Origin of the sequence: uncultured Sphingopyxis sp. (genome assembly GCF_900078365.1) — a bacterium.
Taxonomy (GTDB): Bacteria; Pseudomonadota; Alphaproteobacteria; order Sphingomonadales; family Sphingomonadaceae; genus Sphingopyxis.
The window spans coordinates 675,046-698,993 of the sequence record NZ_LT598653.1 but is presented as its reverse complement, the minus strand read 5'-3'; the positions used below and the strand labels follow the sequence as shown (position 1 = coordinate 698,993).

Annotated in this window: 18 protein-coding genes; 9 read left to right on the top strand and 9 right to left on the bottom strand. The window is 64.0% G+C overall.

The features are described from left to right. Window positions 1-14: 14 nt before the first annotated feature. On the bottom strand, window positions 15-2,324 hold the full coding sequence (locus tag QZL87_RS03095; protein ID WP_295323620.1) for a TonB-dependent receptor: 2,310 nt from the start codon (window positions 2,322-2,324) through the stop codon (window positions 15-17). Between the two features lie 206 nt (window positions 2,325-2,530). On the opposite strand from QZL87_RS03095, the gene QZL87_RS03090 reads away from it, so the two are divergent. The 6 genes from QZL87_RS03090 to QZL87_RS03065 all read left to right on the top strand — a co-directional run bounded on the left by QZL87_RS03090 (window position 2,531) and on the right by QZL87_RS03065 (window position 8,828). Then, complete coding sequence (locus QZL87_RS03090) at window positions 2,531-3,682, top strand: CoA transferase (RefSeq protein ID WP_295323617.1); 1,152 nt, start codon at window positions 2,531-2,533, stop codon at window positions 3,680-3,682. An 85-nt stretch (window positions 3,683-3,767) separates the two neighbouring features. Then, window positions 3,768-4,733: a LysR substrate-binding domain-containing protein gene (locus tag QZL87_RS03085; RefSeq protein WP_295323614.1), complete on the top strand. Its 966-nt coding sequence runs from the start codon at window positions 3,768-3,770 to the stop codon at window positions 4,731-4,733. 114 nt (window positions 4,734-4,847) lie between these two features. Further along, window positions 4,848-5,987, top strand: a complete 1,140-nt coding sequence (locus QZL87_RS03080) for an acyl-CoA dehydrogenase family protein (protein ID WP_295323611.1) — start codon at window positions 4,848-4,850, stop codon at window positions 5,985-5,987. A 2-nt stretch (window positions 5,988-5,989) separates the two neighbouring features. Then, complete coding sequence (locus QZL87_RS03075) at window positions 5,990-6,715, top strand: SDR family oxidoreductase (protein WP_295323608.1); 726 nt, start codon at window positions 5,990-5,992, stop codon at window positions 6,713-6,715. A 108-nt stretch (window positions 6,716-6,823) separates the two neighbouring features. After that, on the top strand, window positions 6,824-7,588 hold the full coding sequence (locus QZL87_RS03070; RefSeq protein ID WP_295323606.1) for a LuxR C-terminal-related transcriptional regulator: 765 nt from the start codon (window positions 6,824-6,826) through the stop codon (window positions 7,586-7,588). 34 nt (window positions 7,589-7,622) lie between these two features. Continuing rightward, window positions 7,623-8,828: a serine hydrolase domain-containing protein gene (locus QZL87_RS03065; RefSeq protein ID WP_295323603.1), complete on the top strand. Its 1,206-nt coding sequence runs from the start codon at window positions 7,623-7,625 to the stop codon at window positions 8,826-8,828. Window positions 8,829-8,886: 58 nt separating this feature from the next. Here QZL87_RS03065 and QZL87_RS03060 read toward each other — a convergent pair whose 3' ends face one another. From QZL87_RS03060 to QZL87_RS03045, 4 genes are all read right to left on the bottom strand, one after another. Continuing rightward, window positions 8,887-10,131: a dihydrolipoamide acetyltransferase family protein gene (locus QZL87_RS03060; RefSeq protein ID WP_295323600.1), complete on the bottom strand. Its 1,245-nt coding sequence runs from the start codon at window positions 10,129-10,131 to the stop codon at window positions 8,887-8,889. Then, complete coding sequence (locus tag QZL87_RS03055) at window positions 10,128-11,141, bottom strand: alpha-ketoacid dehydrogenase subunit beta (RefSeq protein WP_362988480.1); 1,014 nt, start codon at window positions 11,139-11,141, stop codon at window positions 10,128-10,130. Before QZL87_RS03055 ends, QZL87_RS03060 begins: the two co-directional genes overlap by 4 nt. A 2-nt stretch (window positions 11,142-11,143) precedes the next feature. Further along, the gene (locus QZL87_RS03050) at window positions 11,144-12,382 is read right to left on the bottom strand and encodes a 3-methyl-2-oxobutanoate dehydrogenase (2-methylpropanoyl-transferring) subunit alpha (protein ID WP_295323598.1); all 1,239 of its coding nucleotides are present in this window, start codon (window positions 12,380-12,382) and stop codon (window positions 11,144-11,146) included. A gap of 94 nt (window positions 12,383-12,476) precedes the next feature. Then, complete coding sequence (locus tag QZL87_RS03045; protein ID WP_295323596.1) at window positions 12,477-13,673, bottom strand: acyl-CoA dehydrogenase family protein; 1,197 nt, start codon at window positions 13,671-13,673, stop codon at window positions 12,477-12,479. 197 nt (window positions 13,674-13,870) lie between these two features. Here QZL87_RS03045 and QZL87_RS03040 point away from each other — a divergent pair, with 197 nt between their 5' ends. Continuing rightward, window positions 13,871-15,367, top strand: a complete 1,497-nt coding sequence (locus tag QZL87_RS03040) for an aldehyde dehydrogenase family protein (protein ID WP_295323595.1) — start codon at window positions 13,871-13,873, stop codon at window positions 15,365-15,367. A gap of 21 nt (window positions 15,368-15,388) precedes the next feature. Here the strand turns inward: QZL87_RS03040 and QZL87_RS03035 are convergent, their stop codons facing one another. The 4 genes from QZL87_RS03035 to QZL87_RS03020 form a co-directional block, all read right to left on the bottom strand. Beyond that, window positions 15,389-15,979, bottom strand: a complete 591-nt coding sequence (locus tag QZL87_RS03035; RefSeq protein ID WP_295323593.1) for a TIGR00730 family Rossman fold protein — start codon at window positions 15,977-15,979, stop codon at window positions 15,389-15,391. 182 nt (window positions 15,980-16,161) lie between these two features. Further along, window positions 16,162-17,604, bottom strand: a complete 1,443-nt coding sequence (locus tag QZL87_RS03030) for a catalase (RefSeq protein ID WP_295323591.1) — start codon at window positions 17,602-17,604, stop codon at window positions 16,162-16,164. 94 nt (window positions 17,605-17,698) lie between these two features. Beyond that, the gene (locus QZL87_RS03025) at window positions 17,699-18,403 is read right to left on the bottom strand and encodes a dienelactone hydrolase family protein (protein ID WP_295323588.1); all 705 of its coding nucleotides are present in this window, start codon (window positions 18,401-18,403) and stop codon (window positions 17,699-17,701) included. Between the two features lie 132 nt (window positions 18,404-18,535). Further along, a complete protein-coding gene (locus QZL87_RS03020; protein ID WP_295323585.1) occupies window positions 18,536-19,366 on the bottom strand; it encodes an alpha/beta hydrolase in 831 nt (276 codons plus the stop codon). Window positions 19,367-19,795: 429 nt separating this feature from the next. Here QZL87_RS03020 and QZL87_RS03015 point away from each other — a divergent pair, with 429 nt between their 5' ends. Together QZL87_RS03015 and QZL87_RS03010 are read left to right on the top strand one after the other, a co-directional pair. Beyond that, the gene (locus QZL87_RS03015) at window positions 19,796-23,374 is read left to right on the top strand and encodes an autotransporter outer membrane beta-barrel domain-containing protein (RefSeq protein ID WP_295323582.1); all 3,579 of its coding nucleotides are present in this window, start codon (window positions 19,796-19,798) and stop codon (window positions 23,372-23,374) included. Between the two features lie 317 nt (window positions 23,375-23,691). Further along, complete coding sequence (locus QZL87_RS03010) at window positions 23,692-23,946, top strand: hypothetical protein (RefSeq protein WP_295323580.1); 255 nt, start codon at window positions 23,692-23,694, stop codon at window positions 23,944-23,946. The last annotated feature ends 2 nt before the right edge of the window (window positions 23,947-23,948 follow it).

Sequence of the window (23,948 nt, the reverse complement as noted above, 5' to 3'; positions counted from 1 at the left end):
ATGCCGCCCCAATTCTAGAATTTGTACCCGAGATTGACCCCGTAGGTCCGCGGCTCGAGCGCCGATCCGCTGGCCATGGCGCCGAGCGCGTTCGCCTGCTTGAACAAGGTCGTCGCGGCAAGCGTATTGCCCACATTGCGCACGAAAAGCCCTGCCGTCCAATTGCCGTCTCCGTCCTCGTAGTTGAGGAACAGGTTGCCGACGTCATAGGCGGGCGTGCGCAAGGTAGGCAGATTGAAGATGCTCCAGTCGATCTTGCCCGTGCGGCGATATTCGCCGCGGAAGCTAAGCGTGCCATCGGGGAGATCGAAACTATATTCGCCGCCGACATTGATCGTATAGCGCGGCGCGCCCTGGACCCAGTTGCCGGCGAGCCGGAGCGGTCCCAGCTGCGGGCGGTCGTTATCCACCGTCGTCAGATCGCCCTTGAACTTCGCATCGAGCACGGCGAGCGAACCATCGAAGCGCAGGCTGCGCGTCGGCCGGGCACCAACCTCGAGCTCGACCCCCTTGATGGTCGCGGCGCCGGCGCTTTGCGTCAGCACTCCCGACACTCCGGGGCCTACGCCCACGACCTGCGTCTGGATATTCGAATAGTCGTAATAGAAGGCCGCGACATTCGCCGTCGCGTCGCCGCCGAACAAGGTCGTCTTGAGGCCGGCCTCGTAATTGTCGACCTTTTCTTCCGGGTAAGGCGGATTGGTCTGCCCCCAGTTGAACCCGCCGCTCTTGAAGCCCTGCGAATAGGTTACATAGCCGAAGATATCGGGCGAGAATTTATAGTCGATCGTGACCTTCGGATTGAATTTCGAAACGTTTATATGCTGGTCGTTCGGGAAGCCGGGATTGGGCGGATTGAGGATGAGTCCCCCGGTGACGCCGGGCGCCGGGAAGGGCGTGACGAAATTGGTCCCGAGATAATTGTCGTGATTATGCTTCTTTTCGGAAGTGTAACGCCCGCCCACGGTGACCGACAGGCCGTCGGCCACCTCGTAGGTGAGCTGACCATATAGCGCAACCGAGCGGGTGAGAAGCGTGGCGAGGCTGTGCGATCCCTGCGCCAGATAATTTTCGACATTGGGCACGAACGCTGCCCTCGGCAACGCGGTAAGCGAACGAGGCGTCGTCTTGTCGTTGAAATAGAAGGCGCCCGCGACGAAACTCAACGGTCCGCGATCGCCCAGGAGCTGGATTTCCGCCGTATATTGGTCGTTGTGCGAATAGAAATTGTTTCGCGGACTGATGCCCGGCGAGCCCGAATTGCCTTGGACGAGGCGGTAATAGGAGAATGAGGCGGCGAAGAGCGACTTGAGGCTGAGCCAGTCGTTGAGCTCGTAATTGGTTGTGAGGCTCACCCCCTTTTGCCACCGGCGGTTGCTGTTCTCGTAGCGCGACGTCGTGTCGCGGGAAAAACTCAGGACGCAGTCGGGGGCGCTATAGGTTTCAGGCGTGCAAAAGGGCGGAATCTCCATCAGCGTCGTCACGGGCAGAGCTTGCCCGAACTGCGAGGGCATATAGTTGCGGTCGTCCTCATTGTGGTAATTGGCGATCAGCGTCACGTCGAAACGGTCGGACGGCTCCCAGCGCAACGTCGCGCGCAATGACTGGGTATGCGCGTTGTTGATCGAGGTGCCCGTATAGAGATTCCGTCCGTAGCCCGAATGGTTGACGAGCTTCACGGCGACGCGCGCGCTCAGCGTATCCGAAAGCGCACCGCTCAGCGCCCCTTCGGCGTTGAGCGTGTCATAATTTCCCGCGGTCAGATTGAGATACCCGGACGTCTCGGTCGTCGGCATTCGTGTCGTGACGTTGAAAGCGCCGCCTGTCGCGTTGCGGCCGAACAGCGTGCCCTGCGGCCCGCGCAGCAACTCGACACGTTCGACATCGAAGAAGCTGCCGGTCTGCGCCGAGGGCTGGCCGTTGTAGACGCCGTTGACATAGAAGGCGATGCGCCCCTCCGCACCCGCGCGCAGGTCGGTGAAACCGATACCGCGCACGGAAATGCGAAGCTGGCCGAGGCCCTCGCCGATCTGCACCGACGGGAGCGCCGCCCCGATATCGAGCGCCGAGTTGATCTGCTTCGTCTGAAGCGCGTCGCCGCCGATCACCGAGACCGCGACCGGCGTTTCCTGGAGGCGGCTTTCGCGGCGTTCCGCGGTGACGATAATGTCGCTGTCGGAAGGCCCCGCGCCGGCCGCCGCTTCGATCGCTTCATCGGCGGGGTCGATTGCGGGATTCGCCTGGGCGCGCGCGGCGCCGCTCGTGAATATCAGAAGGATGGCCGATGCACCTGCAAGTTGCGCACGCCTGGTCCGAATGCTCATAAGATATCCCTCTCCATATCTGGCCTGTTGCGGCTCTCGCATCGGGTTTCTAGCTTTTTTACGCGGTGTGAATGTCCCCATGGGCGGGGACATTCCCGCCGATTGATATGCTCGCCGTCTCATGGGGACAGGCCAATCATATTAGACATGCCGCGATGGCGGTGCGAAGCATCGCGCCCACAACCAGAATTATCGGAAGAGGGATCATGAACGAGCGAGCCGGACGCGAAGGCATTTTGGGCGATATCAAGGTCGCCGATTTCACGACGATGATGGCCGGCCCCCTCGCCACGCGCTACATGGCGGATCTCGGAGCCGACGTCATCAAGATCGAGGCGCCCGAGGGCGACTATATTCGTACCAGACAGCCGATCCGCGGCGAATCGAGCGCCTATTTCGGCCAGATCAACGCCGGCAAGAAGAGCATTTGCCTCGATCTCAAGCAGGAGGCGGACCGCGCGATCGCCCGGGCGATTATTGCCGAAGCGGACGTGCTGGCCGAAAATTTCCGCCCCGGCGTGATGGCGAAATTCGGCCTCGACTACGAGGCGGTCAAGGCGATCAACCCCGACATCATCTACTGTTCGGTCTCGGGCTACGGCGTCTCGGGGGCCGGCGCGAAGCGCCCTGCTTTCGCGCAGATCGTCCAGGCTGCCTCGGGTTACGATCTAGCATTCATGGGCTATCAGGATGTGGGCTCGAGGCCGCCCAACAGCATGCTGTTCGTCGCCGACGCGCTCGGCGCAAGCTATGCCTTTTCTTCCATCCTTGCCGCCCTCTACCATCGGCGCGAGACCGGGGAAGGCCAATATATCGACGTGACGCTGCTCGAATCGATGTTCCAGCTCATGGTGTACGAGGTCCAGGAAGCCCAGTTTCCGGCGCGCGAAGTGCGGCCGCTGTTCCGCCCGCTGAAGACGAGCGACGGTTTTGTGATGGTCACGCCGACTTCGCAGCGCAATTTCGAGAATGTCTGCGCGGCGATGGGGCATGAGGAATGGCTGTCGGACCCGCGTTTCGCCACGACGGGCGAGCGTCACCGCAACTGGGCGACGCTCTACGAGCTGATGGAAGGCTGGACGAGCGGGCGCGACAGCGCGAGCTGCGAGCGATTGCTCAACGGCGGCGGCGTGCCTTGTTCGCGCTACAAGACCGTCAAGGAGGCGTTGGCCGACCCGCTGCTCGCCGATCTTGGAACGATGGCGGAAGTGCGCGACCGCGACGGGCGTTTCAAGATTCCGAACCTGCCGTTTCGGATGTCGCGTTCGCGGGTGCAGGTCCAGCCCTATGTGTCGGGACTCGACGAGGACCGCGAGGAAGTGCTCGCCGCCTTCGGCCTCGAAGCGCCGGCGGCCTGACCGCGCGACATTCGAAGGAGGCTTGCATGCCCCGCCCCGAGCTTTCATGCTGACGCGAGCATCCGTTCCCGCAGGGAAGAAGCCCGTGTCCGACAAGTCGCATGACGGCAGCCGCATCGCATCACCGCGCATCCAGCTGCGGCAGCTGCGTTATTTTCTCGCCGTCGCCGAAGAGCTGAATTTCACGCGCGCCGCCGAACGGATCGGCATCGCCCAGCCGCCGCTCAGCCAGCAGATCGGCAATCTCGAGCGCGAGCTCGGCGCCAAGCTGTTCCTGCGCACCAATCGCGCCGTTGCATTGACCGAGGCGGGCGAAGCGCTGGTGCCCTATGCCCACCGGCTGCTCAACGACACCGATCGCGCCGCCTCGCTGATCGGCGAAATCGCCCGCGGAGAGCGCGGCCTGATCCGCATCGGCGCGATCTATTCCGCCATCTATACCGTCATCCCGCACGCCCTTCACAATTTCGCGGCAGTAAGGCCGCATGTCACGATCCAGCTCGCCGAGATGACCATCGCGCAGCAGCTCGACGCGCTCGCCGCTGGCGAGATCGACGTCGGACTGCTGCGCGGCCCCGTTATGGCGCCAAATGTCGCCACGGTTTCGCTGTTCGAGGAAAGTTTCGTCGCGGCCCTGCCGGCAAACCATCCGCTCGCGCAAAAGGATAGCGTGACGCTGCAGGACATCGCGGAATTTCCGCTCATCGTCATTTCGCCTTCGCTGAGCCGGCTTTACGGCATGCGCGTGCTGAGCGCGCTGATCGAGCGCGACATTCCATTCACGATCGCGCAGGAGGTCGCCGACATGTCGGCGCTGCTGAGCCTCGTTGGAGCGGGGCTCGGCATATCGCTGGTTCCCGCCTCGGTGCGCGGAATCCGTTTCAGCGCGATAGCCTATCGCCCCGTCACCGAGCCACTCCCCACCACCCTCTGTCAGCTCGCCTACCGGGGCGACGTGCATTCGCATGTGCTCGCACCGTTCATCGAAGCGGCCACCAGCGCCGTCGCAAGCCAGATCGACGAGCTCGGCGGTCGTTTGCCGCCCGCCTGACGAGCGGGCGCGCACGATAGGCGCAGCATCTCGTCCTATGCGCAAGATCATATTGGACGCGGCGCACCCGCGCCCTTACCGATTTCCACAGACAAACATAGGGCAGAGGATCGAATGCGGTTTACAGAAGAGCAGCGGGCGTTCCAGGACAGCATCCGGCGGTTCGCCGAGAAGGAGATCGCTCCCATCGCGGGCCGGATCGACGAGGACGACGAGATTCCGCGCGATCTGATCGAGAAGTTCGGCGACATGGGGCTGCTTCAGCTCTGGGTTCCCGAGGAATATGGCGGTCCTGGCGGCAGCCTGACGCTCGTGTGTCTCGCGAAAGAAGAGATCGCGAAATATTCGCTCGCCGCCTCGACGCTGTGCGCCAATAATTCGATCGGCCTCATTCTTCCGGTCCTTGCCCTCGGCACCGAGGCCCAGAAGCAAAAATATCTGACCGAGGCAGCCCGTGGGCGCCTGATCACCGCGATCGCGATGACCGAACCGCAGGCCGGATCGGACCTCACCGCCATCGCCACCCGGGCGCGGCGCGACGGCGACGACTATGTCGTCAATGGCCAGAAGACATGGATCACCTGGGGCGGTATGGCCGATTACATCCTGCTTATCGCGAAGACCGCCGACGAACCGACGCACGCCAGCCTCAGCGCCTTCCTCGTCGATACCCGCACGCCGGGCTTCCGCGTCGGGATTCGCGAGCGCAAGATGGGACGGCACGGTGCCCCCAGCGACGAGCTGCTTTTCGAGGACATGCGTATCCCCGCCGACTGCCGGATCGGGGAAGAAGGCCATGGCTTCAAGGCGTGCATGAAGGTTCTCGACCTCAACCGGCCGACGATTGCCGCCTCCTCGCTCGGACTTGCGCAGGGCGCCCTCGACGTTTCGCAAGCCTATGTGAAGGAACGCCGGCAATTCGGAAAGCCGGTCGGGCATTTCCAGGGGGTTCAGTTCCGTCTCGCGGAGATGGCGATGAAGGTCGCGGCGTCGCGGGCACTGCTCTACGAATGCACCGAGGCGCTCGATGCGGGCGCCGGTGACGAGGTGACCATGCTCGCCTCGATGAGCAAATGCTTCGTCACCGACCGGGCGATGGAAGTCACTGCCGATGCGGTGCAGATATTGGGCGGCTACGGCTATTCGAAAGATTTCCCCGTCGAGCGCATGATGCGCGATGCGAAGCTCAACCAGATCATCGAGGGGACGAACGACATCCACCGCATGATCATCGGCCGCAAGCTGGTAGCCTGAAGGTGCAGGGCCTGTTGCACGGCCGGCGGGCAATCGTCACCGGAGCGACAGGCGGGATCGGCAGCGTGATCGCACGCCGGATGACGTGTGCGGGCGCCCGGGTGGTCGGCATCGACTATCGGACCGACGGAGACGCAGGCTTCCCTCTTGTCGCCGGCGACATCGCGACGCGTGAGGGGGGCCATGCCGCCATCTCGCGCGCGATCGAGCTCGCAGGCGGCGTCGATATCATGGTGCATTGCGCGATCTGGATGCGGTACGGCGAGCTGGCCGAAATCGAGCAGGCGCATTTCGACCGGCTGCTGGCGAGCGCCGTGGGAGGCATATTGTGGAGCGTGCAGGCCGCGCTTCCCACGCTCGGCCGCGGTGCCAGCATCGTCAACCTCTCCTCGGTCGCGGCCTTTCGAGGTGCGCGCTCCAGCCTTCTTTACGGCGCTGCCAAGGGCGCGGTCGATGCGATGACGCGCCATCTTGCCGCCGAACTGGGTCCGGCAGGTATCCGGGTCAACGCGATCGCGCCCGGCTTCGTCGACACTGAAGCAGCCCGGCGCAAGGTGGGCGAGGCGCGAATCCAAGAGCGGCTTCGTTCTACCCCGCTCGGCGCGCTCGCCCGCCCCGAAGCGATTGCCGACGCCGCAATTTTCCTCGCTTCCGATCATGCTGCTGCGATCTCGGGCGAGACGCTGATCGTCGATGGCGGGCGTAACGCGACGGCATTCAACGATTGAACCCGGCGGCCAATGTTTAGGCTCTTATGTCAGAGAATCTTAATATTGGACCCCGGCAGCGGCGCAACGCACCTTCTCGCCATAACAGGATGAGGAAGGATGCTTTCGATGGAACCGGCAAGCGCTCGCAGGGAATCTCGCGGGGATGGCGACATAACCGATCTCGTCCTTTCGATCGGCACCCCCGGTTTCGCCGAGGAGATGCTGTATCTGCTCGAACGCGACATCGACCTCGCATCCTGCGCGGTGCTCGTCTTTCGTGACAAGGGCTTCGTCCCTCTCGTCTCGGCCTCGAACGCGCCGATCGGCCGCGGCCATGTCCGGCCGGTGACCGTGGATACCGGCCTCACGCTCCATATCGATCCGTCGGTCGCCTATTCCGCGCCTCCGGGCAGCCAAGGCTATCGCCAGATCCTTCTCCGCAGCGCCGAGGACCGCGGGGATATCGCACTCGGCCTGGAAGCCACCCGCAGCTTCGACCGGGACGGAGTGGCGGCTGTCGCGTCGCGCGCGAAGCTGCTCCTGACGCTCAGCTGGAAGCACGCCGACACGCTGATCCGGCAGGAACGCATGGCGCACGCGATCACCGACCTCGACGAAATCGACCATCATATCGCCGCGGCGCCCGAGCAATTGTCACCGCGCGAAGCCCAGGTGTGCGCGCGTATTCTCTACGGACAGACAACGACCGGCATCGCGCTGGAACTCGGCATCGGCAACGAGAGCGTAATGACGTACCGCAAGCGGGCTTACCGGCGTCTCCAGATTGCCAGCCATCGCGAGCTTTTGTGCTGGTACCTCACGCTACGCGCGCGCGAGACGCTCGGCTCGCCGCGCCGGCAGGACGCGGCATCTACGCGCCTGGCATCCTGAAATCACCGTGGCGGGCCACTTGCGCGAACTTGGCGTGGCGGCGGACCGCCTCCGCCTGCTCGAGCGCCACTTGGTCGATCGTTATATCGATTCCGGACGCCTTGCCGGCGCGCAGCTCCTGATCGCCCGTCATGGCGAAATCCTGTTCGACGGATGTTGGGGTTCGCTCGATCTCGCGCGCGGCACACCGCTTCCCGACGACGCGGTCTATCGCATCTACTCGATGACCAAGCCGGTGACATGCGTCGCGGCGCTGATCCTGATCGAGCGCGGGCTCCTGTCGCTCGACGACCCCGTTGCGCTCCACATTCCCGAATGGAGCGACCTCGGCGTCCGTGTTTCGGGAGAGGCCGGCAGCTGGCAGGCAGCGGCAGCCGAGCGGCCGATGCGGATCGTCGACCTGTTCCGTCACACCGCAGGGCTGACCTATGGCTTTCAGAACAAGACGGCAGTCGATGCCGCTTACAGGGACCGCGCAATCGGCGAACCCCATGGCGCCCTCACATCGGATGAAACGATCGCGGCGCTGGCCGATATTCCGCTCGATTTCGTCCCGGGCTCGGCGTGGAACTATTCGATAGCCACCGACATATTGGGATTTATCGTCGAGCGGGTCGGCGGCCGCCCGCTCGATCGTTTTATGCGCGAGGAGATATTCGCGCCGCTGGGCATGGCCGATACGGGTTTCACGGTACGCAGCGATCAGGCGCGCCGGTTCGCGGCGAGCTACCGGCGCTTGCCCGACGGGACGCTGGCGTTGCACGACGAACCCGCTTCGAGCCCCTATCTCGCCCCGCCTACCTTCTTTTCAGGTGGCGGCGGTCTCGTCTCGACCGCGCACGACTATATGTGCTTCGCGCTGATGCTCGCGGGCGGCGGCGCGCTCGGCGACGCGCGGATTCTCTCGCCTCTGACCGTCCGTCTCATGGGCAGCAACCATTTGCCGGGCGGCCGCGATATCGCCGCCCTGTCGCGCTCCGCCTACTCCGAAGCGCTCTATGCCGGCATGGGCTTCGGGCTGGGCGTGGCGGTCGTCACCGATCCGGTTCGCACCGGCATGCTTTGCAGCCCCGGCGAAATGCATTGGGGCGGCATGGCTTCGACGGTTTTCTGGGTCGACCCCGCCGAGGCGCTTTGCGTCACCTTCATGACCCAGTTGCTGCCGTCCGCGGCCTATCCGATCCGGCGCGAACTGCGCGCGCTCGTCTATGGCAGTCTGACGCGGCTCGGCCATTCCTGAACGCGAGCAAGCGCGGCGCGCCTTGCCGCGACAGCCGGCACGCTCGCCGTCGGCCGGTTCATGTCATGAAGAGCCGTGCGGGCGTCTCGAGATAGGCTTTGATACGCTGAACGAACAGCGCCGCGTCCCAACCGTCCACGACGCGGTGGTCGAAGGAGGCGGAGAGATTCATCATCTTCGCGACTTCGACGCGGCCCTCGCGCACGACCGGGCGCTCGACCATCTTGTTGACCCCGAGGATGGCGACCTCGGGACTGTTGATGACCGGTGTCGTGGCCACGCCGCCGAGCGGACCCAGACTGCTGATCGTGATCGTCGACCCGCCAAGTTCGCTACGGCTAGCGCGGCCGGCGCGCGCCGCCTCGCTTAGGCGGGCGATCTCGAGCGCGGTTTCCGGGAGATCGCGCGCCCCGGCGTTGCGCAGGACAGTGACCACAAGCCCCGCGTCGGTTTGGGTCGCAATACCGATATGGGCCGCATGGTAGCGCCTCACGACGCCGGCTGCGTCGTCGTAGAGCGCATTCATCTGCGGAAATTCGGGAAGTGTCCGCACCAAGGCGCGAACAAGGAACGGCAGGAGAGTCAAACGCGGACGGCCGGAAGACGCCTCGGCGTTGATCTCCGCGCGAAGCCGTTCGAGGGCGCCGACATCCACCTCTTCGATATAGGAGAAATGCGGAATCCGCCGCTTCGTATCCTGCAACCGCTCCGCGATCCGCCGACGAAGCCCGATGATCGGGATCTCGTCGAAATCGGGATCGCCCGGCTCGGCGGCGGGCGTATCGTCCTTCAAGGCCCGCGCGGGTACCCGCCTGCCATCGAGATAGGCATCGAGGTCGGCTTGTCGAACGCGTCCCTTGGGCCCCGACGGCCGGACGAGCGACAGATCGACCCCGAGCTCCTTCGCGCGGCGCCGAACCGCGGGCGTTGTGAGGACGCGGCCGTGCCCGCCGCCGCCGGCGGCGCGTTCGGCGGCAGGTTCGACCGTCTTCGCCGCGAGCGTATCGGTGACCTGCGCCGCTTCGACCGGGTCGCAAGCCGTCGCCTCCCCGACGGCTTCCCCGATCGCCAGGACGAGAATGACGCTGCCCACACGCAGCATTTCGCCTTCCTCGCCCCGGCGCTCGGTAACGACGCCCGTCACCGGCGATGTTACCTCGACGGTGGCCTTGTCGGTCATCACGTCGATGAGCGGCTGATCCTCCTCGACGCGATCGCCGATCGCTACATGCCATCCGACGCACTCGGCTTCGGCGGTCCCTTCGCCGATATCGGGAAGTTTGAATTCGTAGATATCGCTCATCGGCTTGTCGCGCGCCGCATCGCTGCGGCGATCCTGTCCGGCCCGGGGAAATAGTGCCATTCGAAGGCATGCGGATAGGGCGTATCCCACCCGGCTACCCGCTCGACCGGGGCTTCGAGATGATAGAAGCAATGTTCCTGCACGAGAGCGGCGAGCTCGGCCCCGAAGCCGCAGGTCAGCGTAGCCTCGTGGGCGATCACGCAGCATCCCGTCTTTTCGACCGACTCCCTGATCGTATCTAGGTCGAGCGGAGCCAGCGTACGCAGGTCGATCACCTCGGCGTCGATTCCGCTATCGTCGGAAGCGGCGAGCGCGACATGCACCATCGTTCCATATGCGAGGACGGTAACCTCGCCGCCTTCGCGCACCACGGCCGCCTTCCCGAGCGGGACGGTGTAATGCCCCTCGGGCACCTCGCTCGCGGGATGGTCGGACCAGGGTTTCACCGGACGATCGTGATGGCCGTCGAAGGGACCGTTATAAAGGCGCTTCGGTTCGAAAAAGAGTACCGGGTCGTCGTCCTCGATCGCCGCGATCAGCAGGCCCTTGGCATCATAGGGTGTCGAGGGGATCACCGTCTTGAGCCCCGCGACATGCGTGAATATCCCCTCGGGAGACTGGCTATGCGTCTGGCCCCCGAAAATCCCGCCGCCATAAGGGGCGCGCACCGTCAGCGGTGCCCACCATTCGCCGGCGGTGCGATAACGCAGGCGCGCCGCTTCGGAGATCAGCTGGTCGGCAGCGGGGTAGATATAATCGGCAAACTGGATCTCGACCACCGGACGCATGCCGTAGGCGCCCATTCCAACGGCCACCGCGACGATCCCGCCCTCGGCGATGGGCGCGTCGAACACCCGCGTCAGTCCGTGACGCTCCTGAAGCTTGTCGGTGGCGCGAAATACCCCGCCGAAGAAGCCGACGTCCTGCCCGAACACCACGACCGACGGATCGTCCCGCAACGTCTGGTCCATCGCTGAATTGATCGCCTGGATCATGTTCATCCGCGCCATCGTCAGAGCCCCAGTTGCGCGCGTTGTCGCACCAGGTGAGCGGGCATGTCGCGATAGACATCGTCGAACATGGTCGCCGGGTCGAGCCCAGGCCCCTGACCGAGCGTCCCGAGCGCTTCGGCTGCCTTGCCTTCGCGCTTCACCACCTCGTCCACCTCGGCGGCAAGCGCCGCGTGCCGCGCCTCGTCCCAAAGCCCCTCGATCAGCAGATGCGCCTTCAACCGTTCGACCGGATCGCCGAGCGGCCAGGCCGCGCCTTCGTGACGCGGTCGGTAGCGTGCGGGGTCGTCGCTCGTCGAATGCGCGTCGGCGCGATAGGTGACGAGCTCGATGACCGTGGCGCCGAGGTTGGTCCGTGCCCGCTCCGCCGCCCACCGGGTCGCCGCATAGACGGCGAGAAAGTCGTTGCCGTCGACGCGCAGCGCCGGAAGCCCGTATCCGAGCCCGCGCGCCGCCATCGTCGTTTCATCGCCTCCGGCGATGCCCACGAACGAGGATATCGCCCACTGATTGTTGACGATGTTGAGAATGACGGGCGCCCGATAGACCGACGCGAAGGTCAGGGCATAGTGGAAATCGCCCTCCGCGGTCGCGCCGTCGCCGATCCACGCGGCGGCGATCCGGTGGTCGCCGCTCGCCGCCGATCCCATCGCCCAACCGACGGCCTGGCTGTATTGCGTACCCAGATTTCCGGAGATCGAGAAAAAGCCGGCTTTGCGGCTCGAATAGAAGACCGGCATCTGCCGGCCCTTGAGACGGTCGCCGCTGTTGGAATAAACCTGGTTCATCATGTCGCGTAACGGCCAATCGCGCGCGATCAAGAGACCCTGTTGGCGATAGGTCGGGAAACACATATCGTCCCCGTCAAGCGCCATCGCGGCCGCCACCGCGACCGCTTCCTCACCGGTGCACTTCATGTAGAAGCTGGTCTTGCCCTGCCGCTGCATGCGCACCATTCGTTCGTCATAAGCCCGCGTGAGCATCATCGCGCGAAGACCCGCGACAAGCCGATCGGGGGCAAGCCCCGGATTCCATTCGCCCACCGCACGGCCATCTGCGGCAAGCACGCAGATCAGCCGATGGGCGAGCGGGGCAACCGTACCCGCCGCGACGTCGACCGGAGGTCGCTCGACAGCACCGGCCGGGTCGAGCGCGATATGGCTGAAGTCCGGCGTATCCCCGGGCCGTCCGCGCGGCTCGGGAACATGGAGCGTCAAACGTCGGTCGTTCGGCAGATGCATGCCAATCCCCGTTTCGAAAGGAGTTCGCGGCGCCGAAGATCGCGGCGGCAGCCGCCAAACCGGCGGCCTCGCCCCTCTCCGACAGGCGCTTTACTCAGCCGCGATCGCGCGCCTGGTCCGCATATTGCTCGATCAGATGCGGCGCCGCATTGACCATCTTGATCGGGTCGGCGACCGAGTGCATCCGCGCGGTCGAGGCGTCGCGCAGGCAGCGCGCGATGACGCTGGGTTCGCGAATGCCAGCCGAACCCGCCCAGGCATGACAATTGCGGACCACCTCGGGACCGACCTCATGTACCCACGAAACGAACTGATACATACGCGCGAACTGGGCCGGCGTCGGCGGATTGCCGGCCTCGGCCTCGCGTTCGAGCTCCTCGAAAATCTCGATGACACGCGAACGCAGCGAGGTGTAGGCAGCCTCCTGGACCGCGAAATCCTTCTGGAACATGGGGTGGCTGCCGATCGGTCCATTATAGCCGAGCCGAGCCTTGCCGGCCGCGATGATCGCGATCTCCTCGAGCGCCCGCTTCATCATGCCGAGGACCACCGCGCAGTGGCCGGCGGCGCCGAACGCAAGGCCGCCCATACGATAGCTCGCAGGACCGCGCAGCGGCGTATAGGTGCGCACATTTGTCGCGAAATCGGGCGAAACTGTCACGTCGTCGACGACGAAATCATTGCTTGCCGTCGCGCGCAGGCCGAGCACATCCCAGTTGGGCACATATTCGATCTGATCTCGTTTGAGATAGAAAGTGACGGTTGCCGGAGCGCCCTGCTCATCCCGAACGACCTCGCCATTCTCGGAGAGGGTCATCCCTGCCAGAAACCAGTCGGCATAGCCCGAACCGCTCGCGAAACCGAACCGGCCCGATCCGCGGAACCGGCCGTCGGCGAGCTTCGTCGCCTTTCCGATGGGCCCCGGCATGCCAGCGACGATCGCGCGGCGCCCGCCTCCGAACATGGCATCGATCGCTTCGTCCCCAGCCCAGCCCGAGGCATAGAGCGTATGGATCGACGTTGCCATGAGCGACCAGCCGGTCGACCCGTCGGATCGCGCCAGGTCTTCGAGAACCTCGATGCATGTGCGGATACTCGACGCGCCGCCGCCGAGCTCGCGCGGCGCCATGAACCACACGAGTTCGCTCTCCAGGAAGATATCGACGACCGGCTTGGTAAGATCCCCCTTCGCCTCGGCTTCGCGCGCTTCGCTGGCCACGAGCGGCGCCATATCCCGAACGATCGCGCGGTAATCGATCGCGGCGTTCGCGGTGGATTTTTCCTTCACCATGGTCTGGCTTTCATACTGCATCGAATTACCGCTCCCGATCTGCTCTCGGTCTGCTTCTTAGGATCGAATGCCCTGTCGGTCTGTCCCCAATCGCAGGGACCGCGAACAGGGCAGCGGAGCATTAACCTGTATCTTCGGCGCGCAGGATAGCCGAGCCCAGCAGACCCCGCCAAGACACCGATCGAAAGGATTTGACATTGCAGGACGCTTCCTCCTGGACCGACGGGCTTCAGCTCGCCTTCGGCGCCGACCAGCCCCGACGGATGCTGATCGGGGGAAGATGGCTCGAGAGCGATTCCGGGCAGAGTATCGCAGTCGTCGATCCCTCCACGGCGAGCCCGATCGCCTCGATCCAGCGCGGAACCGCTGCCGATGTCGACCGGGCCGTGGCGGCGGCGCGCGCGGCATTCGAGGGCGGCGAATGGCCTGCGATGAATGGGACGGCACGCGAGCGGCTGATGCGCAAGCTTGCCGATCTCATCGAGACCAACAGCGCCGAATTCGCGTTGCTGGAGGCACTCGATGGCGGAAAACCCATCGCCGCCGCACACCAGGCCGATGTTCTCGGCAGCGTCGCCCGTCTCCGCTATGCCGCGGCGTGGGCGCCGCGCCTGAACGGGCAAAATATCGAACCTGCGGTGCCGCTCGACATGCATTGTTACACACGGCGCGAGGCATGCGGCGTGGCAGGGCTGATCGTTCCCTGGAATTTTCCTCTTGCGATGGCGGTATCGAAGCTCGGCGATGCCCTTGCGGCCGGCTGCACCGTGGTGCTCAAGCCTTCCGAACTGACGTCGCTCGCTACCTTGCGACTGGGCGAGCTGATCGGAGAAGCCGGCTTTCCGGACGGCGTCGTCAATATCGTCACCGGCTACGGCTCCGAAGCGGGACAGGCGCTGGCGGATCATGCCGGGGTGGACAAGATTTCCTTCACGGGTTCGACCCGCGTCGGCAAGCAACTCGTCCGCTCGGCAGCCGGCAATCTGAAGCGGCTGACGCTCGAACTCGGCGGCAAGTCGCCGGCTATAGTTTTCGCCGACGCCGACCTCGACCTTTCGGTACGCGGCGTGCTGCGCAACTTCACTTACAACAGCGGACAGATTTGCGCGGCAGGCTCACGCATATTCGTGCATCGCGCCGTTTATGAGCCTTTTCTTGTCGCGCTGGCTGACGCCGCGTCGGCCGTTCGCGTCGGACCGGCGACGGAGGATTTTACCGAGATGGGACCGCTCGTTTCCGAGGCGCAACGCGACCGCGTCCGCGATTATATCGCCGGCGCGGTCGAAAGCGGCGCCACCGTAGTCGCTGGCGGCGCGATGACAGAAACGGAAGGCTATTTTCACCGCCCGACGATCCTGGCCGATACGCGGCCCGACATGGCGGTCCGGCGCGAAGAGATTTTCGGTCCGGTCGCGACGATATCGCCCTTCGAGGGCGACGAATTCGCGGCCGTTATTCGCGAGGCGAACGACACCGATTACGGATTGTCGTCCTATATCTACACGCGCGACCTCTCGGCCGCCCATCGAACCGCACGGCTCATACGGGCGGGCACCGTACGGATAAACGGAGCGGCACTCGACCACACGATGCCGTTCGGCGGCTACAAACAATCGGGATGGGGGCGCGAAAATGGCTGCGAAGGCGTGCTCTCCTTCACCGAACTCAAGACCGTCATGATCGCGCTCGGGTGATTTCGGTCTGTTGCGGCACTGTCAGCGCTCGGACCGCGCGATCCACTTTGTTTCCCCCGCGGGAACATAATCGCGCAGGGAGGCGAGCATAGCGCCGGGGTCGTTGGCGATCTGTAACATGCCGAAATGACCGGGCTTCAAGAAGGCTTCCGCAACACTGTGTTCGAGGAATTCGAGCAGCTTGTCGTAATAGCCCGCGATATTGAGGAGGCCGCAGGGCTTTGCGTGACTACCGAGCTGCGCCCATGTCCAGATTTCGAAAATTTCCTCGAAGGTTCCGATGCCGCCCGGCATCGCGACGAAACCATCGGAAAGCTCGGCCATCAGCGCCTTACGTTCGTGCATCGAGCCGACGATCCGCAGATCGGCGAGAGCCGGATGCGCGACCTCATGCTCGACCAACGCCTGCGGAATGACGCCGATCACTTCGCCTCCCGCCGCCATCGCCGCGTCGGCGACCGTGCCCATGAGGCCGACCGCTGCGCCGCCATAAACCAAGCCGATTCCCTCTTCGGCGAGGAGCCGTCCGAAGGCCGCCGCGGCTATGCGATAGTCCTCGCGCACGCCATAATTCGAACCCGTAAACACGCAAATCCGCTGCATGCCGCTCATCTTCCGCCCTTTCAAAAGTATGGAGATTAGAAGGCTTTGGCACGCCGTGGAATTCTACCAAAGATCAGGTCGGCTCCCGCTCGCGTATAGGCAAGCGGCGAATGGACGCGGCGCGCGGGAAGTGAATTTCCGAAGGAGGACACCAAAGGGCGGCGTGCCCGTTCGGTGCCTCTCCCTTCACTCTAAACCCCCAATGCCTTCGCAACCCCTGCCCCATAGGCCGGATCGGCGCGGGTGCAGTTTGCGACATGGCGCCGCTTCACCTCGACCCGCGCGTCGCCCATCGCGCGCGCCGTGTTGTCGAACAGCAGTTGCTGCTGCTCGGGTGACATGAGCCGGAACAGGTCGCCCGGCTGTTCATAATGATCCTCGTCGACACGGTGGTCCCAATGGGCCGCGGCGCCTTCGAGTACCAGCGGCGGTTCGACGAGCGCGGGGTCGTCGCCCATCCATTCGCCCTTGCTGTTCGGCCAATAGCTCGGCGTCGCGCCCAGATTTCCGTCGGTGCGCATAGCACCGTCGCGGTGATAGCTGTGATAGGGGCAGCGCGGCGCGTTGACCGGGATATGGTTGTGATTGACCCCGAGGCGGTAACGGGCCGCGTCGGGATAGGAGAAGAGCCGCGCCTGCAGCATCTTGTCCGGAGAGAAGCCGATCCCGGGCACGACGTTCGACGGCGAGAAGGCCGCCTGCTCGACCTCGGCAAAGAAATTGTCGGGATAGCGATCGAGCTCCAACTCGCCGACCTCGATCAGCGGATAGTCGCCCTTGGGCCAGACCTTGGTCAGGTCGAACGGGTTGTGCTTGTGCGTGTGCGCCTGCTCCTCGGTCATCACCTGGATGAAGAGCGTCCATTTGGGGAAATTGCCGCTGTCGATGGCGTCGAGGAGGTCGCGGCCGTGGCTTTCGCGATCGCCGGCGATCAGCGCGGCGGCATCCGCGTCGCTGAGATTCTCGATCCCCTGCTGGGTGCGGAAGTGAAACTTGACCCACACGCGCTCGCCCTCGGCATTGATCATCGAATAGGTGTGGCTGCCAAAGCCGTGCATGTGGCGCAGGCTCCTCGGGATGCCGCGATCGGACATCACGATGGTGACCTGGTGCAAAGCTTCGGGAAGCAGGGTCCAGAAGTCCCAATTGCTGTCGGCCGAGCGCAAACCGGTGCGCGGATCGCGCTTGATCGCATGGTTGAGGTCGGGAAAACGCAGCGGGTCGCGGAAAAAGAAGACCGGCGTATTGTTGCCGACCATGTCCCAATTGCCCTCCTCGGTATAGAATTTGACTGCGAAACCGCGGATGTCGCGCTCGGCATCGGCGGCGCCGCGCTCGCCCGCGACGGTCGAAAAGCGCATGAACAGGTCGGTCTTCTTCCCGATATCGGAAAAGATCTTCGCCTTCGTGTAGCGGCTGATATCGTGGGTGACGGTGAAGCTGCCGTATGCGCCCCAGCCCTTGGCATGCATCCGCCGTTCTGGGATCACCTCACGGTCGAAATGCGCAAGCTTTTCAATGAGCCAAATATCATCAAGCAGCGCCGGACCGCGCGGTCCGGCGGTCTTGATGTTGAGATTGTCCACAACGGGAGCACCGTTGGCGAGCGTCATGCGGCGATCGGTGTCAGTCATATCATGTTCCATTCGATGGGAGAGAGAAGCGGGTTCGTTCCGCTGGCGGCAAGGCCCTCGGCGCATTTCCGGAACCCAGGATGCCCGCCGGAAATCAAGCCTGGGCGAGCAGTTTGTCTTTCAGGAAGCGCCAGGTGCGGGCGTTGGCGAGGGCCGCGGCATCAGCGTCGTAGCGTTCGCCCGAATGCCGCGCGAACGCATGTCCGCATCCGGGATAAGCATGGATCAGCACGGCAGGGTTCGCAGCAACGGCGGCGCTCACCGACCTTTGCGCCCCTTGTGAAATATATTCGTCATCGCCGCCGAGATGAATCATCAAGGGGCTTTGGATCTTGTCCGCTTCCGAGAGATAATTCTCGGCCATCCCCGGATAATAGGCAACGGCAGCATCCGCACCGTGGCGCGCGCTGACGAGATAGGCCATCAAACCGCCGAGACAGTAGCCGACTAACCCCACCTTTCCCGAAGCGCCGGGAATCGTCGCGGCGAATTCCATGACATCCGCGATATCCTCGGCCCCTTGGTCGCGATCGTAGATTTCATATAGCGCGATCGCCTTGTCGACGTCGGCCGGCGTCCGCGGCGACAGATCCACGCCGCGCTCCTGTCGCCAGAAAAGTTCGGGAACGACAGCCAGAAAACCCTGGTCGGCCAACTCTCGACAGCTCGCGCGCATGTCGGCGTTCAGGCCGAAAACCTCGTGCAGGACGACGACGACCGGCCCCTTGCCGGAAGGCGGATGCTCGACGAAAGCGCGGATTGATCCGCCATCGAGCTCGATATCGACATATTGTCCCATGGACGCCTCCGGTAGCGTTAGTCGCCGCAATCGCTTGAGCGGTGATTCTTTGGGTTGAGAAGAGGAGCCCGCGACCAGCTCCGGAGCGCAGGGCGGCCGAGGCGAAAAACATCCCGCCCCGGCCGCGCGCCCTTATCCGCGAATGAAGGCGAGCATATCCTTGTTGATGACATCCGCGTGAACAGCGGCCATGCCGTGCGGATAGCCTTCGTAGGTCTTGAGCACGCCCTTCGTGAGCAGCTTCGCCGACAGCGGCGCCGAGTCCGCATAGGGAACGACCTGGTCGTCGGTGCCGTGCATGACGAGCGTCGGCACCGCGATCTTTTTCAGATCTTCGGTGAAGTCGGTTTCGGAAAACGCCTTGATGCAGTCGTAATGCGCCTTGGCGCTGCCGACCATGCCCTGACGCCACCAATTCTGGATCAGGCCCTTGCTGATCTTCGCGCTGTCACGGTTGAAGCCGTAGAAGGGTCCCGAAGCGATATCGATATAGAATTGCGAGCGATCGGCGGCGAGCGCCTTGCGGAACCCGTCGAAGACGTCGATCGGCAGTCCGCCCGGGTTGCTCGCCTTCTTCACCATCACCGGCGGCACGGCGCCGACGAGGACCAGTTTCGAAACCGTGCCCGGCTTGGCGCGCGCGGCATAATGTGCGGCTTCGCCGCCGCCGGTCGAATGGCCGATATGCACCGCGCCCTTGAGGTCCAGCGCCGCAACCAGCGCGGCGACATCGGCGGCATAGGTGTCCATGTCGTTTCCGATATCGGTCTGGGTCGAGCGGCCATGGCCGCGCCGGTCGTGCGCGATCACGCGGTAGCCTTGCGACAGGAAGAAGAGGAGCTGGTTGTCCCATTCGTCGGCGGTCAGCGGCCAGCCGTGATGGAAGACGAGCGGCTGCGCGTCGCGCGGCCCCCAATCCTTGTAGAAAATCTGCACGCCTTCGGCTGCGGTAATGAAATTCATCGGATGTGCTCCTTGATTTGCGGAAGGGAGAGGTGCGCCGAGGGCCGAGCTCGGCCAATTGAGGCTGCTCGCGATCGCCACAGCGCCACCAGCCGCGACAAATGACCGGCGGTTGAGCATGAAGTCTTCCAAAATCGCCATATGATATCCCCTGACTGGCCGACGTTGCCGCAAGATCCAGATCCCCGACGCGAGGACCGGACATGTGCATATTGCGTCTTGGAGACCGGCTTGTGCATCGTGCCAAGGATCGAACCGACCTATCCTTTGGTCGCACGCCTATAGACGGCTCGGTGCATCGCACCCCGGCTGAGCATTAATCTTCGACCGCAGCTGAAAAAAATTTCCGCTCATGTGCGGGTGCGCACAAGCGGCGGTGTCTCCCTTTCAAACCTTCAGCTCGCGCTGAAAAACAGAAAGGGATGAGAGATGATTTCCAGCCGCACACGCCGCATTCTTGCGACGACCAGCATCGGGGCAATTGCTACGCTGCTGTGGGCGAATTCGGCCGCGGCCCAACAGCAAAACGCCTGCGGACCGCTGATCGATGGGCAAGTCTTCTGCCCGTCGGACGGCGCTACCTACCCCGAGGGCATTCGATATGACGCAGCGGGCAATATCACGCTGAATCTCGGGGAGGGCCTGTCGCTGGCTCCCGTAGTCGGCGAAGCCGGAATCATCGCCATTTCCGGGTTCGGGACGGGTGGCGCAGTCGCCATCAACGGCTCCGGGACGTCGATCAACGCACGCGACGCGACCGGAGCCGCCGTCGAAGCCGACGGCGACATCGTGATCGACCTCGCGAGCGTCTCGACCGAAGTTGTCACTCCAGGCGAAGTGGCTGCCGGAATTACCGCCGCAACCCCTTTCGGATCGACCCGGATCAACGTCGGGTCGGTACGTACGGTTGGCGATTATTCGAACGGTATCGTCGTCGAACAGGGCGGTCTCGGCAACGTATCCATCAATGCCGGAAGTATCTCAACCAACGGCTTTGCATCGGACGGGATCAAAGTCGTTTCGGGCGGCGATACGATCATCGCGGTCGATAAGATCGAGGGCCACGGCGACTATATCTGGGGCGCCAACATCACGAACGGCATCGAATATGAGGGGCAATTGATCTATGGCGTGACGTCGGTTTCCGTCGGCCAGATCAATCTGTCGGGCAATTACAATAGCGGCATTGTCCTGAACAGTCAGGGCGTCGGAATAATCGACATAGGCGATCTCAACGTCGAAGGGACCGGGAGCAGCGGCGTCAATGCCTCGGCTGCCGAAACCGCCTATGTTTCGGTGGGAACCGCGACGTTCAGGGGCGAAGGCAGCGGCGGTATCGTCGCGGCGTCGAATAACGGCAACGCTTTCGTAAAGGTCGGATCGCTCACCGCCGAAAATGGCGCGGGTATCGTTGCCGTTTCCGGATCCGGCGACGCGATTGCCGAGGCGGACTCGATTCACATCAAAGGCGATTTCGCGCGCGGCGCCGAGGCGGCATCTACCGCGGGCAATGCCAATGTTCGCGTCGCTGAAATCTCCACCGATGGGCAAGTTGCGCACGCTATCGCGGTTTCGGCCATGAAAGGCGAAGCCAATATCATTGCCGGCGAGGTCACTACGGCCGGCGACACGTCGTACGGCATCATGGCGACGGGGAAAGAAAACGATATTCGTGTGCTCGGCGCCTTGACCACAAAGGGCGATTGGTCGGCAGGCATATTGAGTTCGACGACGGGCGGCGAGAATTTCGTTCTGACGAGCGGGAAGGTAACGACCCAAGGGGCCAATTCGGACGCTTTTTGGATCACCAGCCGCTACGCGGCCTCCGTAATCCGCGCGACCGGCGACGTCGCGACCTCCGGCGACAGGGCGATCGGGATCCGCGCAATCGGCGAGGATGGCGAGGTTTCGATCGACGCGCAGAATATCGTGACCGAGGGCGCAGGTTCGCACGGAATCCAGGCCCGCACCCGCTTCGTCTCCTTCTACTCGGGACCGTCTCCCGATAACCCCGTTTCCTTGGGGGGCGACATCGACATCCGGGCCGCCAATGTCGCCGTCAGCGGCGAAGGGGCGATGGGCATCAGCGCGCGGGGCCTCGGCAACGCCGCCATTCTCGCGGGCAATGTCAGCGCCGTGTCGGGATCGGCGATCGAGACCGACATGATCGAGGATGTCGCACTCGATCTGCGCGGCAACATTCGCTCGCAGGACGCCAGCGCGGTCGTGGCACGGGGCCAAAATGTCTCCATCGAAATCGGCGCGAGCGCGCATGTTTTCGGCGGCCAGAACGGTCTGGTTATCGATGCGGTCGGCTCGCGCTGCGCGCTGCCCGACTTGGGCGACGGATCGCCGAACCCCTGCCCCAATCCGGGAGACGAAACAGCGGGAGGAGGGATCGGCAATGCCGCCTTTGTAGCCGCCCCGGCGAATTTCCCGGCCTTCGCAGGCGACGCGCGCGTCATCAACCGCGGCACGATCGAGGCCGTCGACGGCTTTGCGGTTCGGGTCGAGAACGGAACGATCGCGTTCGAAAACCGAGGCACGATTACCGGCGGGGTCCGCTTCGCGGGCGGCGATGACCTTTTCGACAACAGCGGGTCGCTCGTCCTGACCAAAAATAGCGATTTCGGTGACGGCACCGACATCCTGCGCAACAGCGGCGTTGTTCGCGCGGGCGGCGACCTCCGCCTCGACGGCCTCGAACGGTTCGAGAACAGCGGCGCGATCGATCTTGGAAACGAGAAGACGGGCGACGTGCTGACCATCGCTGGCGACTATGTCGGTCGGGGCGACGCGGTCGTGCGCCTCGATATCGATGGCGCCGGCCGCGCGTCGGACCGCCTCGTGATCGAAGGGTCCGCCTCTGGTTCGACCGCCATCGCGCTGTCCACCGACCCGACCGAAGCCAAAATAACCGGAGCGAAAGGCGTGCTGCTGGTCGAGGTCGAAGGTCAATCGACCGCCGATGCCTTCACGCTCGCCGAGGCGACGCGCGATATCGGCCTCGTCCGTTATGCGCTGACCTATGATGCGGCGAACGGAAGCTACAGCCTAGTCGGCCGCGCAGGCGCCGGGGCATTCCGCCAGCTCGGCGCGCTGCAGGCCGCCGATCATATGTGGGACGCGAGCGCCGACGTGTGGCGCACCCAAGGCCTGTCGCGCCGCGACGCGCTGATGGGCGATCTCGGTGCGGTTTCGCGCCTGTGGGGCTCGCTGCAGGGTGGCCGCGCGACGCGCGACTGGTCCACCGCCGACGGCGACGATGAGATCGACCTCGACTATCGTCAGAGGCATCGGGGTGGCCAGATCGGCTATGACCTGTTCGGAAGCGGCGGCGAAACCGGCGCGCTGCGTTTCGGCCTGACCGGCGGTTACGCCACGTCGAAGCTGCGCTATCGTGGCGGCGGCGAGCGGATCGAGCTGTCGACCGCCAACGTCGGCATCTATGCAAATTATGTCGGCGAACGGCTCTTTGCGAACCTGCTCGTCAAATATGACCATCATGACGTCGAACTCGAGACCTCGGCTTTCGCATCGACGCAGGACATTGGCGGCTCGACCTGGGGCGTCGACGGTGAAGTCGGGATGCGTTTCGGCAGCACAGGCATGTTCGTCGAACCGACCGTCGGCCTGAGTTGGTCGGCGAGCGACATCGACAGCCTCGGCACCGCAAACCAGCGGCTTGAGTTTGAGCAGTCGAAGCAGGTCAAGGCGCGCATCGGTGCCCGGTTCGGCGGCACGAGCCAGTTCGCGAACGGCAACGCGTTGACCCTCTACGCCAGCGGTAATGCGGTTCGCATCTTCGGCGACGATTATGGCCTGACGGTGACCGCCGGCGAGAGCCAGCGGATCGAGGGTGACCGCCTCGGCACCTTCGGCGAAGGGCGCGCCGGTGTCTCCTATCGCACGGCGGCGGGCTTCGAGGCCTTTGCCGAAGGACAAGGCGAACTGGGAAGCGGTTACGACGGGCTGACCGGTCGCATCGGTTTCCGGATCGGCTTCTGACGGTGCGCAAGCAACGACGGGTGCCGATTTGAAGGACGGCATTTCCGCATCGCGCGGACTGGCCGGTTGGCTGCGGGACAACCGGCTCAGCTTCGCCTGCACATCATATCAATCGGGGCATCTGGTCCTCGTGGGTTCATATCCCGAAGGCGCAGTGGCGATCAGCCGCTGCGCCTTCGACCGCACCATGGGCCTCGCGGCTCGCGGCGGCACGCAGGATAGCGCCGCTAGAGAATATATTGTCCCCGGACGAACGGAACGATACCGGCCACGCGCTCGTGGCGCTACTAAAGCCACGCGAAAGAATATTCGCAGACTTGCCAAAAGACGAGCGCCTCAGCATAGGCGACCGCACCCGATTTTGCGGGGTGACGATCGTTGAGTTCGCGAGCGGTAACACTATAAAATGGCGTCGTTTTCACGCACCGCAAACCGACCTGTTCGACGCCGTCGCGATCGCGGAAATTTTCTGCCTCTCGGCTGCCGCGCCGCGACGTCCGGAAGCCGACGGGATGCCCACTTTCGATCCGCGACCTGTCCTCGCCGTTCGCGTATTTGGCGAAATGACCTGAAA

Excerpts from the sequence above, each read along its gene's own strand:
- QZL87_RS03030 (WP_295323591.1), bottom strand. The coding sequence starts at position 17,604 with ATGACTGACACCGATCGCCGCATGACGCTCGCCAACGGTGCTCCCGTT.
- QZL87_RS03050 (WP_295323598.1), bottom strand. The coding sequence starts at position 12,382 with ATGCATCTGCCGAACGACCGACGTTTGACGCTCCATGTTCCCGAGCCG.
- QZL87_RS03070 (WP_295323606.1), top strand. The coding sequence starts at position 6,824 with ATGGAACCGGCAAGCGCTCGCAGGGAATCTCGCGGGGATGGCGACATA.
- QZL87_RS03095 (WP_295323620.1), bottom strand. The coding sequence starts at position 2,324 with ATGAGCATTCGGACCAGGCGTGCGCAACTTGCAGGTGCATCGGCCATC.
- QZL87_RS03055 (WP_362988480.1), bottom strand. The coding sequence starts at position 11,141 with ATGGCGCGGATGAACATGATCCAGGCGATCAATTCAGCGATGGACCAG.
- QZL87_RS03020 (WP_295323585.1), bottom strand. The coding sequence starts at position 19,366 with ATGAATTTCATTACCGCAGCCGAAGGCGTGCAGATTTTCTACAAGGAT.
- QZL87_RS03090 (WP_295323617.1), top strand. The coding sequence starts at position 2,531 with ATGAACGAGCGAGCCGGACGCGAAGGCATTTTGGGCGATATCAAGGTC.
- QZL87_RS03045 (WP_295323596.1), bottom strand. The coding sequence starts at position 13,673 with ATGGTGAAGGAAAAATCCACCGCGAACGCCGCGATCGATTACCGCGCG.
- QZL87_RS03080 (WP_295323611.1), top strand. The coding sequence starts at position 4,848 with ATGCGGTTTACAGAAGAGCAGCGGGCGTTCCAGGACAGCATCCGGCGG.
- QZL87_RS03025 (WP_295323588.1), bottom strand. The coding sequence starts at position 18,403 with ATGGGACAATATGTCGATATCGAGCTCGATGGCGGATCAATCCGCGCT.
- QZL87_RS03015 (WP_295323582.1), top strand. The coding sequence starts at position 19,796 with ATGATTTCCAGCCGCACACGCCGCATTCTTGCGACGACCAGCATCGGG.
- QZL87_RS03035 (WP_295323593.1), bottom strand. The coding sequence starts at position 15,979 with ATGAGCGGCATGCAGCGGATTTGCGTGTTTACGGGTTCGAATTATGGC.
- QZL87_RS03060 (WP_295323600.1), bottom strand. The coding sequence starts at position 10,131 with ATGAGCGATATCTACGAATTCAAACTTCCCGATATCGGCGAAGGGACC.